Raw genomic sequence first — 16,212 nt, 5'->3', positions numbered from 1 at the left:
ATGGCATTTCAAGCAAAAACAAAAGAATATGAATCTAAAGCTGGCAACAAATACACATTTCAAAATGTAATGAACTCAAAGCAAGCTGAAATCATGGATGAAGGAACAAATGCAGTAGGGAAAGTACTTAATACAAAAATGATGCCTTTGATGCTTCAACATGTTGTTGTTACCCCTGCAGGGCTCACAATGGATGATTTTGAAACGTGGGCGGAACTGGAAGAAGTAACGAACGCCGCCTTTTCCTTTCTTCGAACAGGACAATAAAAAAATGAACTTTGCAGGGGTGAAAAACATCCCTGCTCGACATATAAAAAAAGTGAAAAGTAACTTATGGCCCTATATTGTAGCCAAAGAGTATGGTTTAGACCCCCAAATCGTTATGTCATGGGATAACGAGAGTATTATTGATGCCCTTGCAGCACTAAAGGTGATGGGGGTGATTAAATGAGTAACACTTTGCGTGATATGTATGTTGGTATTAACTTTCGTGATGAAGCTTCTGCTACCTTACAAGCAATAAATCAAGCTATGGATAACATAGAAAATGAAATATTAGGCGTTGGACAAGGCTTAAATCATACAGCTCAAGGCTTTACTCATTTCGGGCAAACAGGTCATACTGCTTCACAGCTTGTTTCAAGTGGATTAAATAATGCTGAATCAGAAGCAGACCAATTAAATCAAGAAGTACAAGATGTTAGCAAAACATTAGATGGTTTTAAATCTATGATGCGTGGTCTGGTTGGAATTGTAGGCGGTGTATTTGCTGTTCATAAGGTGAAAGAGTTCGGATTGAGCGCAATCGAGGCAGCCGCAGGTTTCCAAGCTATGAATGCACAGTTTGACCAAGTATTTACTGGTATGCAATCTACAGCAGATGAAAATTTAAATAAGATTGCTAAACAAACCGGGATGTTACCGGAAAGGCTAAAAGGCAGTTTTACTCAAATAGCAGCATTTGCAAAGACGACAGGTGCGGATACTGCTGAAGCACTATCTTTAACCGAACGCGCAACTTTAGCTGCTGCTGATAGTGCAGCATTCTACGACCGATCTATTGAGGAAGTAATTGAAAACATGCAATCATTTTTAAAAGGAAACTTTGAAAATGATGCAGCACTCGGTATTTCAGCTACAGAAACTACACGTAATGCTAAAGCCAACGAACTATATGGTAAGTCGTTCATAAAATTAAATGAATCTCAAAAACAACTAACTTTAATGGCTATGGTTGAAGATGGGAACAAATTATCCGGGGCTTTAGGACAAGCATCACGTGAAGCAGATGCTTATGAAAACCAATTAGGGAATTTAAAGCAATCTTGGACGAATTTAAAAGGGAAAATTGGTGGCCCACTCTTACAACCATTTGTTGATGGTATGGCTTCTACGTCACAGTGGATCGAAAACCTAGATACTGATAAGTTAGTCAGTAAAATAGATCGAGTAGTTTCTTTTGTGGGTACAGCTAAAGATACTTTCATGTCATTGGTTAATGGTTCAGGTAATGTATCCAATTTATGGCAAAACTTCGGTCTACCTAAAGAGACTAGTGATAATATCGCTTCATTTGCAGACACAATGAGTAGTACAGTGGCTGTGGGAATTGACGTTGCAAGTGTTGCCTTCGATGGTTTTAAAACTGGAGTTAGTTGGCTTATACAAAATAAAGAATTAGTAATAGCTGCCACAGCGGGTATTGCGGGTGGTTTTGCTGTAATGAAAACAATCTCATTTGTAAAAACAGCATTAGATTTATTTAAAGCCAGTACAATTGCCTCTACTTTTGCGACCCAAGGCTTTAACGCAGCTTTGAGAGCTAATCCAATAGGAATGGTTGTGACCGCTGTCGGTCTACTAATTTCAGGAGGGATACTGTTATATCAAAATTGGGAGACCGTTAAAACAAAAGCTATACAACTATGGCAAGTTATTGATAACAACCCTATATTATCTTTTTTAGCAGGACCTATAAAAGGGTTGATTTCTGCAGGTATCACAATTTATAAAAATTGGGACACGATAACTAGTAATTTCAATAAATTCAAAAATGCTATCACAAATTTCAAGTTACCCAAATGGGTTTCATCTATAGGTAGCACCATAGGTAAAGCAGCCGGCGCAGTTGGCAATTTTATTAGCGGTTCCCATGCTACAGGTCTTGAACGTGTTCCTTATGATGGCTATGTAGCAGAGTTGCATAAAGATGAATCTGTCTTGACTGCTAATCAATCAAATAAGCTACGTAGAGCAGGGATATTAAGTCAGGGTAGTTCTGGTACACCGGAACTAAACCTTGATAATAGTTCTGAATCGGGTGTAGGAACATTTAATTTAGATAAGAAGGATAGTACTCCAAGTAACAATGGTGGTCATCAATTTATTTTCCATATTACAGGAGATAATCCACTGGATATAGCTCAAAAAGTCCGTGAGGTAATTAGTGAAGTGTTGGGCGAGGAATTACAAATTATGTAGGTGGTGATGGGATGCCGTATATAAAAGATGTATTAATCGATGTTATTACTAAGGTGTCGATGCCAGAATCGTCTACAACGACTGACCATGCGCTTGAAGATGGTGAGCAGATTACAGATCATGTGAAAAGTAACCCTATCACCATCTCATTAACAGGGATTATCCTTGATGATACACAGGAAAAAGTGTTAAAGCTTCGGAAATATCGAGAAGCTGGTGAAATCATCGATTTTGATTACATGACGTCATTAAAGCATGTTGTCATAACGGACTTTTCACATGATTATGAAGCAAAAATTAAAGATGGATATGCTTTTACAATGACACTCAAACAAATAAAAGTAGCTAAGGTTGCTAAATTTGTTAGTGTTTCTATTCCTGTTAAAAAACAAACAAAACCGGTTTCGAAAAAAGGTCGTCAACAGACGAAAAAGACACCTACTTCCGCATCAAAAACAAATAAATCAAAATACACGACACCTCCTAAGAGTTCATCTGGTGGTGGTCAAGCTGGATTGGAGGGGCGTAAAAATTGAATGAATACATTGAAATTGATAAAGATGAAATTCCCTATTCTTTTGAGATAGAGCTTGCAGGGGAAGTGTTTGAAATAGAGGTTAACTACAATCAGACATATGATTTTTTCACTGTAGACTTATTTAAAGATGGAGGAGTTCTTGTTATTGGAGAAAAACTTATCATCAATCGCCCTCTATTCGAAAATCGTGTAAATATTGACTTACCTAAAGTACAAATAATTCCTAAAGACCGTGCTAATTCTGCCACTCGTATTACATACGAGAATATGAATGAAACGGTCTTTTTATATGTAGGTGATTCAGATGAGTAATTTATACATGCGTAAAACTACATTTTTAATTAGTGATCGAGAAATTACGGATCCGTTAACTATAAAATTTAGTGTACCATTCGGAGACAATGAAAAAGTAGATACAATTGATATTAGCGTGTATAACCTAAAAGACAGCACTATTAATGCCATTGCTACTAATAAAGCTGCTATTTTAAGTGCTGGCTATGTAGATGACAATGGCGTTATTTTTGCGGGTACACTCAAGAAAAAAGAAACAAAGTGGGAAGGGCTAGACAAAATCACTACTTTTAAGTGCATTGATTGTACTATGGACTATACAAAAACGGTCATCAAACGGACTTATGGCCGTAATACGCATGCCTCTCTTATTTTAAGAGAATTAGCACGTGATGCAGGCCTTGCAATCGGTGATATTGATTTGCCAGTAGATTTTATATATCGTTCAGGGAAAGCACTGAATGGCAAAATTAAATTTTTAGTATCAGAGATTGCAAAAGACTGCAAAGCAAAACTGCATATCAATAAAGGACGTATGTATGTACGTGATCGAGCCAAAGGGGATAAATTAGGGCTAGATATATCAAAAGAAACTGGTCTTATAGATGAACCAGAGGAAATCGAAGAGGAAGTAAAGGACGAGAAAAAGTCCAAAACTAAGAACCCTAAGAAAAAGCTTAAAGGCTACAAAATTAAGGTTTTGTTAAATCATAAAATCACAACAGATGTCATTATCAAACTAACCTCAAGAAAAGTTAATGGGCTTTTCCGTGTATCTAAAGGTGAACATAAGGGCGATACATCCGGCCAAGAATATTATACAGAATGTGAGATTGTGCCAGTATGACGAAAACATCTATGACACAGTTTGTAAGTGAATCAATTGAAGAAAATTTAATGAATATGAATACATGTTTAATATGCGAAGTGCTTGAAGTAGACATGAATTTGTATAAAGCTGATGTCCAACCATTAAATGATCCGGAAGCAACACCTATTTTGGATGTACCGTTTAGTTTTTGGCAAACAGAACAATTTGTCATTCAGATGCCATTCAAAAAAGGTGATATTGTATTAGTTGTTTGCTCACAAGCTGATATTGATCCGTTGATGTTTGGCGGAGGAGAAGCTGCTAGTCGTTCGTTTAGTGCAAATGATGCCTTGATCGTGGGTGGAGTTAATTTCTTCACCAAGCCTTTACAAAATGTACATCCGGATGATGTGTTAATTACTGATAAGCAATTTAAAAATAAAATTCGCATTCAACCAGATGGTGAAATATTCATAGAATCTGATAACAAAATTACAGCTATTGCTCCAACTATTCATTTTAATCCTTAAATGTAGGTGATATTAATGGAAAAACTAGTTGCTAGAGTAACAGATCAGCACACCGGTACTTGCGACCATGGTTTACCATGTTGTCCTCATGGTGTAAGTGGGCCAATCGTAGAAGGAAGCACCAATGTATTTACAAATGGATTACCTCAAGCAAGGGATGGCGATTTAGTACGCCATAATTGCCCCCACTGCGGTATTGGATGGATTAAGGCTAGTTCGGAAACGGTACTTGTAAACGAAAAGAAAATTGCTCGACTTGGTGACACTGTGATTTATCCAGGAGGCAGCGGAAAAATCGTGCAATCTAGCCCAAATGTTTATTCAGGGTAGGAGGAGAGATGTATGCACACGTTTAAGTATAATGACGATGGCGATTGGGTGTTTAATGAGCTTGTACACGGTGATGAGCAGATCATACAGAATTTGAAGCATTTGTTACGCACAGTCGTTGGGGAATGGATATTCAATGATAATCACGGTTTTAGACGCATAGTCATTGAGCAAAAAATACCCAATAAAAAGCAAGTAGTACAAGCCATGCATGATTGCTTATACCAAGAACCGCGCGTTGCTGAGGTTTTAAGTGTTGAGTATGAATTTAATCGTATTAGACGACATCTTACAATAAATTTCAGGGTAAGAACTGTAGAAGGAAGAGAGATTGGAGGGGAGGCTATTGTTAACCAAGTCGGGATTTAAACGGCAAAGAACGGCTGATTATTTGCCGGTGATTGAGGAACAAGCACGGTATTTATATGGGGAGGATGCTGATTTATCAGATCGTACACCCGTTGGTAAAATGATTCACTTGCAGGCCCAACAAAGGGCAGAAGATAATGAGCAACTTGAAATGGTATATAATGCTCGTTTTGTTGATACTTCTGAAGGAGCAACATTAGAAGCTAACGTTAAACGTGCATTAATTACTCGTAAAAGGTGGATTAAAGCTTCTGGAGAGGTCATCGTCAATTTAGACAAAGGAGCAAAGATTAACACCGGTGATTTGTTTCGTACAAAATACAATGTATATTTTAAAGCATTAGATGCTATAGATGCAGTGGAAGATGGCAACTACCGCGTGAATGTTGAGGCGCTTGAATACGGAGCTATAGGCAATGTAGAGACAGGAGATATAAGTATAATTGTGAACCCACAAAGTGGCATCAATTCGGTAACGAATCCAGATGCTTTTTTTAATGGGCAAGATGAAGAAACGGATGCAGAATTGCAGGATCGTTACTATGCATCACTTGGAAAAGTTGGTGCTCGGCGTGTAGAGTCTATCGAAGCAAATGTTCTTGATGAAGTGGAGGGGGTACGAGCTGCAATCACAATTGAAAATGACACTAATGTTGAAGATGCAGAAGGACGCCCGCCACACAGTATTGAAACGGTTGTACTTGGTGGTTTAGATGAAGAGGTAGCAATGGCTATATTCCGTAAAAAGGGCGGTGGTATACGTGCATATGGCTCTACAATATATACATTTACAGATAATCGAGGAATCGTGCATGAAATCGGTTTTACACGGGCTACAACAGTCAGTGTTTACGTAAAGGTATATATCAAAAAAGGTAATCAATTCCCACTAAACGGTGATGATTTGGTCGTTGGACAAGTAGTCAAATACATTGGTGGTACATACGATGGTGTGTTGCATCATGGTGTAGGTATGAGCAAAGATGTCGTTTGTACAAAAGCCGAGGCACGTGTGTTATCTATAGATGGAGTTGAGGATGTCCGTGTAGAGTTTTCAATAGATGGTATTACTTATGAGCCCGATAATGTGGTCATTGCATTTCCCGAAGTTGCAGAAACAGACGAATCCAAAATTGAGGTGTTAAACCTTGTCTAATCAACGATTACAAACTTTATTGGAGCGTATGCCACGACATTTTACTCGAGCAAAAGATAGTAATAACTATAAATTACTTTCGATTATTGCAGAAAATGGTGTTGAAAATTTAGCTATACAGCAAACAATTTTGAAATATTGGGATGTAGATCAGGCAGAGGGATATGGATTAGATCGTTTAGGCAAAGATGAGGGAATTTCTCGTGGGGGTTGGGATGATGAAGAATATCGCAAAATGATTAAAATTCAATGCATTCTCAATCTATCTGAGGGTGATATTGACACTATGAACCAGATTATGGACGCCTATATGGGTAATGATTTCATTGGCTTTGAGGAAGGTTGGAAAGAATTTGAGCCAGCTACTCTATTACTCAACATTCGTGCTTCAGCTAAAACAATACCGGATACATTAGTGAAGCGTATTAAAACAGCAGGGGTAGGCATTTACATTCTTTTAAATGAATTGAACGAATTTATTTTATTACATGCCGGCACATATGCATGGCAGATAAATTATAAAATTTGTAGCCGTTTTAAAACAGCACCAACGCATGGAGCGTTAGGAAAAGAAATTATTAATGTTATTGATGGTATTTACGGTTTTAAAACAAATAGCCGTATTTGTGGTCGATTTAGAGCAGGGGGTACAAGTCAATGAATGAGATACAGCCAATAATGATTGAGTTAGTGCAAAAATATTTAAGTGATATGGTTGCAGGCGCAAAAGTAACTATTGATGGTGTTGTTCATGATAAAGAAATCTATCATACAAGTAATAAGTATGGGTTGAGAAAGTATGTAAAGTTATCGATGGAACAAGGCTTAGTAACTCGTGCTGCATTGGTAGACAACTACGGTCGTGAGTTGTATGTGAAAACCATGAACTACCAAAAAGGCGTTCAAGGGTATGTAATTGCATTTCCTCTACAAATTGAAACAAAGGAAGTGAAAGAAAATGCGTAATCTTATGAATGGTGAAATACCATTAAATTTTAAGAAGAATCCATATGACCGCACCCAATGGCATGATGATGTTACTGACCCAGTAACTAGTGAAGTTATTGAGGATGGAACACCATTCATGTCTGAGTATGCTAACAATTTTGAGTGGGGAATTTATAATGCCTATCGCTTTTTAATTGAAATTTATCGTCAAATGGAGCGTATGCGTGTTCAGTTAGAACTTGATGGTCGTGTGCCTGGCAACAGTGGAACTTTTGCAGATGTGTTAGATGGCAGTTCAAATAAAATTAGTTTGGACAAAGCCTTAACTGATGTTGTTGAAGCTGTGGCAATAGGTACTACTACTTTAAAAGTGGCTAGTGTTGATGGTTTTAAACCATTTACTCAAGTCACTATTTTTGATGATGTTGCTAAAGAGGACGTTGTGATCACAGAAGTAGGAACAAACACAATCAAAGTACAAGCATTAAAAAATGCGTACAAAAAGGGTGCGAAAGTGGCTCGAACTAACGTTTTAATAGATACAGTAAACACTGAAATGGGTGTAGGTAATTGGCAAACCTATAGATTAGAAATTGTGGAGGTGGTGTAACTTGGTAACAAAGGCGTTCACATCTACGGAATCTACAAGTCGTTCCCAAACTCTTAAGATAACCATACCTAATTTAACTAAAGTCATATCAGTTAAGGCGAATACAGGTAATGCTGTCGTTACATCAATTAATGGAAACGAAGTTACAATTTCATTGTCGGGTGGCTCGTCTACGCGTAGCGTACAAACAGGCGGTACGTATACACCAGCACAGACAAAAACAGGCGTTGCAGGTGGTTCTGTCAGTCCTGGAGATAGTATACCTTCGACAATGCCTTATAGTGATGGGCAAGGCTTCCACGGGACATTAAGCTTAAAATCTGCAAGCGCGCATAGTGATGGTGGTTCTAACGGGCGAATTTCTGCAGGTAGTTGTCCTGCAGTATTACCTAATACGGGCGGAGCGATTAAAACTTCGTATTGTACCTATAGCTATGAAGGAACTGTGACAAAACCTGCAGTGGATACCCGCACATATGCCTATTATTATCAATATGTCGTCACCGTGGATTATGAGGATAACAAGGCACCTACGGTAACTGTAACGGGTCCGACTAATAATATAACCTTGTATGAAAATGACACATTAAACGTCACAGGTACGGCAATAGACCAAGATCCAGATCAATCGGTTACTGTTTATTATCAAATTGATAATAATCCCAAAAAGGTCTTAGCAACAAATCTAAGTCAGATACAAATATCCCTATCAAAACAGCTCACATTTAAAGGTGGTAAGCTGTTTGATGGCGAGATAGTATTAACAGATACGTTAGCAGAAGGTGTACCACATACCTTGAAAGTTTGGGCCGTAGATAATGAAGGAGCTCAATCTGAAACAGTAGAGCGAACATTTTATGTCGTTCCAAACAGAGCCCCACTACTAGCTATAGATTCAGTGGTGCCAAGCGGAATTATTAATACTGATAAATTTAAAATCAGTGGTACTGCATCGGATCAGGACGCTAATGCGAACATTAAAGTAAACTATCGAATTAATGGGGCTAATCCAGTTGAAGTTTACAACGGAGCTGGTGGTGCTTGGGAATTTGAGGTTTCTCTTGCCCAACTCGTAGTCAATGAAAATACGATAATTATTGAAGTAATCGACAATTACGATGCTAAGACAAGTAAAACGATAAAACTCAATAAAAATGAAGTGAAAACGCCTATTTTGCAATCAGTAGCGAGGTATAAGATTTCCCCTCCTAAAGGTTCAGCAAGAGGCGTTTTAATATGGGTTCAACGTGACGAGGAATTGGATTTAAAAGTTGAATTATCAATGACATTGGTTGGCGAGCAGGAGCAATATATATTACTTGAAGCAGACCCAGAAAAAATAGTACCAGTTAATGATGGGATTGTGGAAGATGAATACTACCATGAAACTGTAGAACCAAAGGACAATATCATCCTTAAATTAACCACAACTAGACCCAACATAAATATTGACAATAAAGTTTATTTAATTATGGGGGTGGTTGAATAATGCAAAGACGTAGAAGATTACCTGATGGCTCATGGGGTCCACTTGAAAAAGTGGGTTCAATACCTACTACAGAAGATCAAGTAATGTCTTTAGGTGAACAACTGGCACAAGAAAAAATGAAGAATATACAAAAAAACCTCTTGATTAATAACTTAGGCTCGCAGCTAACACAACTGAAATTAGATGTAATTTCAATGAAGGGTGGTGGTGAATGATGGAGTTTTGGCAAATCGCTTTTATGTTCAAGTGGGTGACTGCTGAACAACTAAAAATTGCAGTAAAAACTGATGCAAATCCGTTCGGTGAAATTACGACTGAACAATACAAAGAAATAACGAAGCAAGATTTCAAGGCGCAAGCAGAAGCTTAGCGTTATTTTTTATGCCTTCACAGTTTGAGAAGGGCTTTTATATTGATTTCCGAGGTGAACTAATGGATGAACAACGTATTGGGAAGTTAGAACATGATATGACTGATGTGAAAACTCGCCTAGCCGTAGCTGAATCAAATATCAGGGAAATTAGAGAAGACATTGGTGGAATTAAAGATAATACAACTTGGATTTTAAGATTAGTTATTGGTGGACTAGTGGGAGCATTGTTGACCTTTATAATAAAAGGAGGAATGATTTAATATGAAAATCAATTGGAAAGTACGTTTAAAACACAAACCATTTTTAGCATCACTGTTCGCATTTTTGTTGTTATTAATTCAACAAGTAACAGCAGCATTTGGATACAGTTTACCAGAAGCGGTTGGTGAACAAGCCACTGCTATTTTTAATACTATTCTAAGCATTTTGATTTTGTTAGGTATTGTAATAGACCCAACAACTAGTGAGGTTAGTGATAGTGTACAAGCTTTAAAATACAAAAAACCAAAGGATGATGCTAAATGACTTACACCATTGAAAAACGCTTAATGTCAGGATTGCCAAATGAACGTTTAGATAGTGTTAAATATGTAATTGCTCATGAGTCTGGCAATCCAAATAATTGTGGACCGAACGCATTAGAAAATGAAATTGCTTATATGAATCGTAATAAAGCGAATGCATTCACTTCCCACTGGGTAGGTGGAGGAGGACGTATCGTGCAAATTGCGCCAGTTAATCGTGTTCAGTATGGTTGTGGTCCAAAAGGGAATCCACTTAGCTACGCACAGGTTGAGTTGGCTCGAACAAATGACAAAGAACAATTTAAAAAAGATTATGCAGCTTATATTTGGCTTTTGAGAGAACTTGCAAAAGAGGCAGGTATACCAGTTGTATTGGATGGGGCAGGTAAAGGTATCAAGTCACATCGATGGATTACTGACAATCTAAAAGGCACAACTCATAGAGATCCTTATGATTATTTAGCGAGTATGGGAATCTCCGAGGCACAATTCAAGCTAGACATTTTAAATGGCTTGGAGGAAGTAAAAAGGGCTCAAATTACAGAAGCTAAAGTTATGTTTAATGATACAAAAACTATTCCAGCTGTGATTATAGATGGTAGGACGCATGTTCAAGTACGTAATATTGCGGATTTGTTAAATTTAAAGCTTGTCTATAACAATGAAAGTAAAATAACAAAATTATACGAAGTAAAATGATAATATCAGCTCTCTTGTAATTCAAAGGCCCATTACCAATTAAGGTAACGGGCTTTTTTATTCTTCAATTGTCTCATCAAAAGTTTTTCTTCCTGGATTTATTTTATTAACATCAACATTTATTTTACTTATTGAATCTTCCGTTAAAGGTATTTTTCCATTATGCTCGATTTTTTTCCACACCTTTACATTACTCCTGTATAGATATTCTGATAAACGATATACATCAGCATCTAGTTTTAGACCTTCTTGATACGTTTCTTTAACTTCTTTTTCTATTTGTTGAGCGATATTTTTTCTCACTTCATCCGTAGTAATCTTTCCTTTGAATCCATTGAGTGTTCCTTGTATTTTGATATCAATTTCAAATTCAACTTGATCGTTTTTATTAACAATGGGCTTAACTTCGAGATTTAAATTATCTATATCAACAGTTAGATAATCCCTTTCACCACCTTCTAATTTAAAGGTAACTTCTCCCCGACTTGTCTCTTCATTCATCCATTGATTGCCTCTTGCTGAGGAATCTTTAATGAAACCTTTAATCCCATTTTTTGAGAGAATGCCTATACCAGAAAAGGTAGTTTCCTCCATTTCTCCCTCATCATTTTCCCAACCTTTCATTATCTTTACATAAGGTATACCAATCTCATGGCTCGGTTCATTTAAACCAATAATTAATTCCCTTAAATTTATAGGTTGAACAAATGTTAATTGTTTAGTAGTACTAATTGGATTACTTAATTTCGAAGCTGTCATAGAGTTTCGCAAAATTGGTGTTACAAGCATTAAGTCATTAATAGGGTCCGTTGTGCAATAAACCCAAATATGATATCTTGTTTCTCGAAAACGAATAAAAGTATCAATAACAGGAATGCTTCGTTCATTTTCCATGGCTCGTTCTGAGAATATTAGGTATCTCATATGCCCCCAAAAGATCTCTTGATCAGATGAACGATACAATTTATAAATCGCTTCTTCAATTGTTTTACCTTCAGCATACCCGACTTCAGCAGGTTCAACATCACCGCCCGATTGCTGTGATCTAGCTACATCAGCAAAATTGATAATTTGTAAGTAAACTTTATATTTATCGTCTTCAAAATCAACCCCAACGGCATTGATATAGTACATTCTTTGAGGTTCCGTTACATCCCAACAGCCTCCCAGGAGCAGAGTAGAGGATAAAATAAGAAATAATAATTTATTCATTGTCATTTTTTCGCCTACTTTTATTAATAAAATGTACCTTTAGTATTCGCCTACCGTTTTGGTTCTAAACTATAAAAAACACTTCTGTACTAGGGAGGCAAATAACAGTTGGGTTGATAAAACAGATCAATGCGTACAAACAAACGTTCTTAACCTAAAAAGGTTGCCGAAAAACTGAAACAACCACCTAAACACCCTGAACGTGACTAGTTTGATCTTGAGGAACTTGGCTATAGTTTAAGTGAAGTGTATTACATTTGATCAGATTTAAAAAGCTTCCTTACTAAACGCTAATGATTTAAAGAGAAGATCACTTGGTACTAAACGTGTATATAAAACTTGATATGGCCATCAAATCATTACAGTGTGATTATGACAGCTATTAAAACTTTTGGAGAAGATGAAGTGATGAGATATGTCCTCAAACCGTTGATAAAACAGGATTGAGGACTTTTGGCTGATTTGGTCTGACAACCAAGAATATTGACTAGAGAAATTACCGACGATAAAGTGTTTCTTTAGGCCAGCCTTGGTAAATTATCAGGTTTATAAATACTATCCTTTGAAGAATCTACACCTCCTACTAATTATTAGAGAATTAAAAAGTGTCGAATAAAAAAAGAAATTCTTCATAATGTATTTACTCTGTTGGTAGTTATTTGTAATAATAAAAATGTATTAATATAGTAGAATGTTTTTGTATTTTAAAAAATAAAAATGCCACAGATTGTGGCAAAGAAATAATATTAACTTTAAAGGAATTTATATCGTTCTTTCCTTATAAGAGAGTACCTGTCCAAACCTTCTTTATCTACATTTTTACGAACTGGGGCACCATTTTAAAAAAAGTTACAGGTGCCCCAGCAAGTGCCCCAAAAAGTGCCCCAGTTAAATACATTTAGATACACTTCGTTAGACAGGTATAGAAACCCTCATTAATACAAAACCTTGATATTATGCACATCAAAAAATTAAAAACATCAGGATAGAAACCAAGGTCATAAGTTATGCTTATCAAAAAAGATAATATTAATGTAATTTACTTATGAATATAAATGCGCTATCATGGGTATTGGAGAAAAGATGCTACACATTTTTAAAGCCTTTTCAAAAAGATATATTAGGGGGATCCGCAAATGGCACAAGGTAATTTACACAACAGCCGTGCATCATTCGAAGTGAATGGTAAAACTTACAATTACTATGACTTAGCTGCGATTGAAAAAGCTGGCGTTGCAAAAGTTTCAAACCTTCCTTACTCAATCAAAGTATTATTAGAATCTGTTTTACGTCAATATGATGCGTATGTAATTAAAGAAGAGCACGTAAACGAATTAGCAAAATGGGGCAATGGTGCTGATCCAGAAGCTGAAGTACCATTCAAGCCTTCTCGCGTTGTATTACAAGACTTTACTGGTGTACCAGTAGTTGTTGACCTTGCATCTCTTCGTTCTGCAATGAAAGAAATGGGTGGAGACCCAAGCAAAATCAACCCTGCTATTCCAGTTGACCTTGTAATTGACCACTCAGTACAAGTTGACAAATATGGTAATGCATCTGCATTACAAGCAAACATGGACCTAGAATTCGAACGTAACGCTGAGCGTTATAACTTCTTAAAATGGGCTCAAACTGCTTACAATAACTTCCGTGCTGTACCACCAGCAACAGGTATCGTTCACCAAGTAAACTTAGAGTACTTAGCTCCAGTTGTACACGTAAACGAAAATGCTGACGGCACATTTGAAACATTCCCAGATTCAGTAGTAGGTACTGACTCTCATACAACAATGATCAACGGTATCGGCGTTCTTGGATGGGGCGTAGGTGGTATCGAAGCTGAAGCAGGAATGCTTGGTCAGCCTTCATACTTCCCAATTCCAGAAGTTATCGGTGTTAAATTAGTGGGCGATCTTCCAAACGGAACAACTGCTACTGACTTAGCATTAAAAGTAACACAAGTATTACGTCAACGTGGCGTAGTTGGTAAATTCGTTGAGTTCTTCGGACCTGGCGTATCTAAATTACCACTAGCTGACCGTGCGACAATCTCTAACATGGCTCCTGAATATGGTGCTACATGTGGTTACTTCGCAATCGACGAAGAATCATTAAACTACATGCGTTTAACTGGTCGTGACGAAGAGCACATTGCGGTTGTAGAAGCTTACTTAAAAGCGAACCACATGTTCTTTGATCCAACATTAGAGCCAGTTTACACAGACGTTTTAGAAGTAAACTTAGCTGAAATCGAACCAAACCTTTCTGGTCCTAAACGTCCACAAGACTTAATTCCACTATCTCAAATGCGTTCTCGTTACAAAGAAGCAGTAGTGGCACCACAAGGTACACAAGGTTTCGGTTTAACAGAAGATGAATTCGAAAAAACTTCTGTAGCGAAATTCGCTGAAGGCGATGTAGAAATTCCAACAGGTGCTGTTGCGATTGCTGCGATCACTTCTTGTACAAATACTTCTAACCCATACGTATTAATTGCTGCGGGCTTAGTGGCGAAAAAAGCTGTAGAAAAAGGTCTGACAGTGCCGAAATGGGTAAAAACTTCTTTAGCACCAGGTTCTAAAGTTGTAACTGGTTACCTTGAAGATTCAGGTTTACAAACATACCTTGACCAAATCGGTTTCAACACTGTAGGTTACGGTTGTACAACATGTATCGGTAACTCAGGTCCATTATTACCTGAAATCGAAGAAGCAATTAAAGCAAATGACTTATTCGTAACTTCAGTTCTTTCTGGTAACCGTAACTTTGAAGGTCGTGTACACCCACTTGTAAAAGCTAACTACTTAGCTTCTCCACCACTTGTTGTTGCTTATGCACTTGCTGGTACAGTGGATATCGATCTACAAAAAGATTCATTCGGTAAAGACAAAGATGGTAACGAAGTATTCTTCGCTGATATCTGGCCTTCAACTGAAGAAGTTAATGCAGTATTAGGTACTGTTGTTAACCGTGAGTTATTCCAAAAAGAATACGAAACTGTATTCACAGCGAACGAAAAATGGAATGCAATTGAAACATCAACTGAGTCTCTATACACATTTGATGACAAATCAACTTACATTCAAAACCCACCATTCTTCCAAGGTCTTGCAAAAGAGCCAGAAGCTATTAAAGGCTTAGACGGCTTACGCATTATGGCGAAGTTCGGTGACTCAATCACAACTGACCATATTTCTCCAGCTGGTGCAATCGGTAAAGATACACCTGCAGGTAAATATTTAATTGAAAACGGTGTTGCAATCCGTGACTTCAACTCTTACGGTTCTCGTCGTGGTAACCACGAAGTAATGATGCGTGGTACATTTGCAAACATCCGTATCCGTAACCAAGTTGCTCCTGGTACAGAGGGTGGATTCACTACTTACTGGCCAACAGGCGAAGTAGAGTACATCTATGACGCATGTATGAAATACCAAGAGCAAGGTACTGGCTTAGTCGTACTTGCTGGTAACGACTACGGTATGGGTTCTTCTCGTGACTGGGCTGCGAAAGGTACATTCCTACTTGGCGTGAAAACTGTTATCGCACAATCTTACGAGCGTATCCACCGTTCTAACCTAGTAATGATGGGTGTTCTTCCACTTCAATTTATGCCAGGTGAATCTGCTGATACATTAGGCTTAACTGGTAAAGAAGAAATCTCTGTTAACATTACTGACAACGTAAAACCACGTGAAATCTTAACAGTAACTGCTAAATCTGAAGACGGCACAGTTAAAACTTTCCAAGCTTTAGCTCGTTTCGACTCAGAAGTAGAGGTAGACTACTACCGCCATGGTGGTATCCTACAAATGGTTCTACGCGCAAAAGCTGCTGAGTAATCATTG

Annotated in this window: 21 protein-coding genes; 20 read left to right on the top strand and 1 reads right to left on the bottom strand. The window is 37.5% G+C overall.

Translation table 11 applies throughout. The features are described from left to right. From NY607_RS09095 to NY607_RS09005, 19 genes are all read left to right on the top strand, one after another. Complete coding sequence (locus NY607_RS09095) at positions 1-267, top strand: hypothetical protein (RefSeq protein ID WP_259419515.1); 267 nt, start codon at positions 1-3, stop codon at positions 265-267. A gap of 4 nt (positions 268-271) precedes the next feature. After that, positions 272-451, top strand: coding sequence for a hypothetical protein (locus NY607_RS09090; RefSeq protein WP_259419514.1), 180 nt, complete (start codon positions 272-274; stop codon positions 449-451). After that, positions 448-2,481: a phage tail tape measure protein gene (locus NY607_RS09085; protein WP_259419513.1), complete on the top strand. Its 2,034-nt coding sequence runs from the start codon at positions 448-450 to the stop codon at positions 2,479-2,481. The genes NY607_RS09090 and NY607_RS09085 overlap by 4 nt, the downstream gene beginning before the upstream one ends. A gap of 11 nt (positions 2,482-2,492) precedes the next feature. Further along, entirely contained in the window at positions 2,493-3,017 is a 525-nt protein-coding gene (locus NY607_RS09080) for a phage baseplate protein (RefSeq protein WP_257522273.1), read from the top strand. Beyond that, a complete protein-coding gene (locus NY607_RS09075) occupies positions 3,014-3,331 on the top strand; it encodes a phage baseplate plug family protein (protein WP_257522272.1) in 318 nt (105 codons plus the stop codon). The genes NY607_RS09080 and NY607_RS09075 overlap by 4 nt, the downstream gene beginning before the upstream one ends. Before the next feature lie 7 nt (positions 3,332-3,338). Next, on the top strand, positions 3,339-4,160 hold the full coding sequence (locus NY607_RS09070; protein WP_259419512.1) for a phage protein: 822 nt from the start codon (positions 3,339-3,341) through the stop codon (positions 4,158-4,160). Beyond that, positions 4,157-4,654: a Gp138 family membrane-puncturing spike protein gene (locus NY607_RS09065; protein WP_259419511.1), complete on the top strand. Its 498-nt coding sequence runs from the start codon at positions 4,157-4,159 to the stop codon at positions 4,652-4,654. Before NY607_RS09070 ends, NY607_RS09065 begins: the two co-directional genes overlap by 4 nt. Positions 4,655-4,669: 15 nt before the next feature. After that, positions 4,670-4,984 carry a PAAR domain-containing protein gene (locus tag NY607_RS09060; RefSeq protein WP_259419510.1) on the top strand — a complete coding sequence of 105 codons (315 nt, stop codon included), beginning with the start codon at positions 4,670-4,672 and terminating at the stop codon, positions 4,982-4,984. A gap of 12 nt (positions 4,985-4,996) precedes the next feature. After that, positions 4,997-5,353, top strand: coding sequence for a contractile injection system sheath initiator (locus NY607_RS09055; RefSeq protein ID WP_259419509.1), 357 nt, complete (start codon positions 4,997-4,999; stop codon positions 5,351-5,353). After that, on the top strand, positions 5,331-6,509 hold the full coding sequence (locus tag NY607_RS09050; protein WP_259419508.1) for a baseplate J/gp47 family protein: 1,179 nt from the start codon (positions 5,331-5,333) through the stop codon (positions 6,507-6,509). Before NY607_RS09055 ends, NY607_RS09050 begins: the two co-directional genes overlap by 23 nt. Next, positions 6,502-7,170 (top strand): DUF2612 domain-containing protein, encoded by a 669-nt coding sequence (locus NY607_RS09045; protein WP_259419507.1) that lies wholly within the window; start codon positions 6,502-6,504, stop codon positions 7,168-7,170. Before NY607_RS09050 ends, NY607_RS09045 begins: the two co-directional genes overlap by 8 nt. After that, complete coding sequence (locus NY607_RS09040; protein WP_259419506.1) at positions 7,167-7,475, top strand: hypothetical protein; 309 nt, start codon at positions 7,167-7,169, stop codon at positions 7,473-7,475. Before NY607_RS09045 ends, NY607_RS09040 begins: the two co-directional genes overlap by 4 nt. Continuing rightward, positions 7,468-8,067, top strand: a complete 600-nt coding sequence (locus NY607_RS09035) for a hypothetical protein (RefSeq protein WP_259419505.1) — start codon at positions 7,468-7,470, stop codon at positions 8,065-8,067. The genes NY607_RS09040 and NY607_RS09035 overlap by 8 nt, the downstream gene beginning before the upstream one ends. Before the next feature lies 1 nt (position 8,068). Next, positions 8,069-9,556 carry a hypothetical protein gene (locus NY607_RS09030; protein ID WP_259419504.1) on the top strand — a complete coding sequence of 496 codons (1,488 nt, stop codon included), beginning with the start codon at positions 8,069-8,071 and terminating at the stop codon, positions 9,554-9,556. Continuing rightward, positions 9,556-9,771 (top strand): XkdW family protein, encoded by a 216-nt coding sequence (locus NY607_RS09025; RefSeq protein ID WP_259419503.1) that lies wholly within the window; start codon positions 9,556-9,558, stop codon positions 9,769-9,771. Before NY607_RS09030 ends, NY607_RS09025 begins: the two co-directional genes overlap by 1 nt. Further along, positions 9,771-9,926 (top strand): XkdX family protein, encoded by a 156-nt coding sequence (locus NY607_RS09020; protein WP_259419502.1) that lies wholly within the window; start codon positions 9,771-9,773, stop codon positions 9,924-9,926. The genes NY607_RS09025 and NY607_RS09020 overlap by 1 nt, the downstream gene beginning before the upstream one ends. A 62-nt stretch (positions 9,927-9,988) precedes the next feature. Further along, positions 9,989-10,189: a hemolysin XhlA family protein gene (locus tag NY607_RS09015; RefSeq protein ID WP_112116168.1), complete on the top strand. Its 201-nt coding sequence runs from the start codon at positions 9,989-9,991 to the stop codon at positions 10,187-10,189. Position 10,190: 1 nt separating this feature from the next. Beyond that, the gene (locus tag NY607_RS09010) at positions 10,191-10,454 is read left to right on the top strand and encodes a phage holin (RefSeq protein ID WP_259419501.1); all 264 of its coding nucleotides are present in this window, start codon (positions 10,191-10,193) and stop codon (positions 10,452-10,454) included. Further along, positions 10,451-11,152, top strand: coding sequence for a peptidoglycan recognition protein family protein (locus NY607_RS09005; RefSeq protein ID WP_259419500.1), 702 nt, complete (start codon positions 10,451-10,453; stop codon positions 11,150-11,152). The genes NY607_RS09010 and NY607_RS09005 overlap by 4 nt, the downstream gene beginning before the upstream one ends. Before the next feature lie 57 nt (positions 11,153-11,209). Here NY607_RS09005 and NY607_RS09000 read toward each other — a convergent pair whose 3' ends face one another. Continuing rightward, complete coding sequence (locus NY607_RS09000; RefSeq protein WP_259419499.1) at positions 11,210-12,370, bottom strand: Ger(x)C family spore germination protein; 1,161 nt, start codon at positions 12,368-12,370, stop codon at positions 11,210-11,212. Between the two features lie 1,130 nt (positions 12,371-13,500). On the opposite strand from NY607_RS09000, the gene acnA reads away from it, so the two are divergent. After that, on the top strand, positions 13,501-16,206 hold the full coding sequence (acnA, locus tag NY607_RS08995) for an aconitate hydratase AcnA (protein ID WP_048393126.1): 2,706 nt from the start codon (positions 13,501-13,503) through the stop codon (positions 16,204-16,206). The last annotated feature ends 6 nt before the right edge of the window (positions 16,207-16,212 follow it).

The sequence above is a fragment of the Lysinibacillus sp. A4 genome (genome assembly GCF_024919535.1).
Lineage (GTDB): Bacteria > Bacillota > Bacilli > Bacillales_A > Planococcaceae > Lysinibacillus > Lysinibacillus capsici.
The sequence above is the reverse complement of the archived record's forward strand: the minus strand, read 5'-3'. Positions and strand labels throughout refer to the sequence as shown.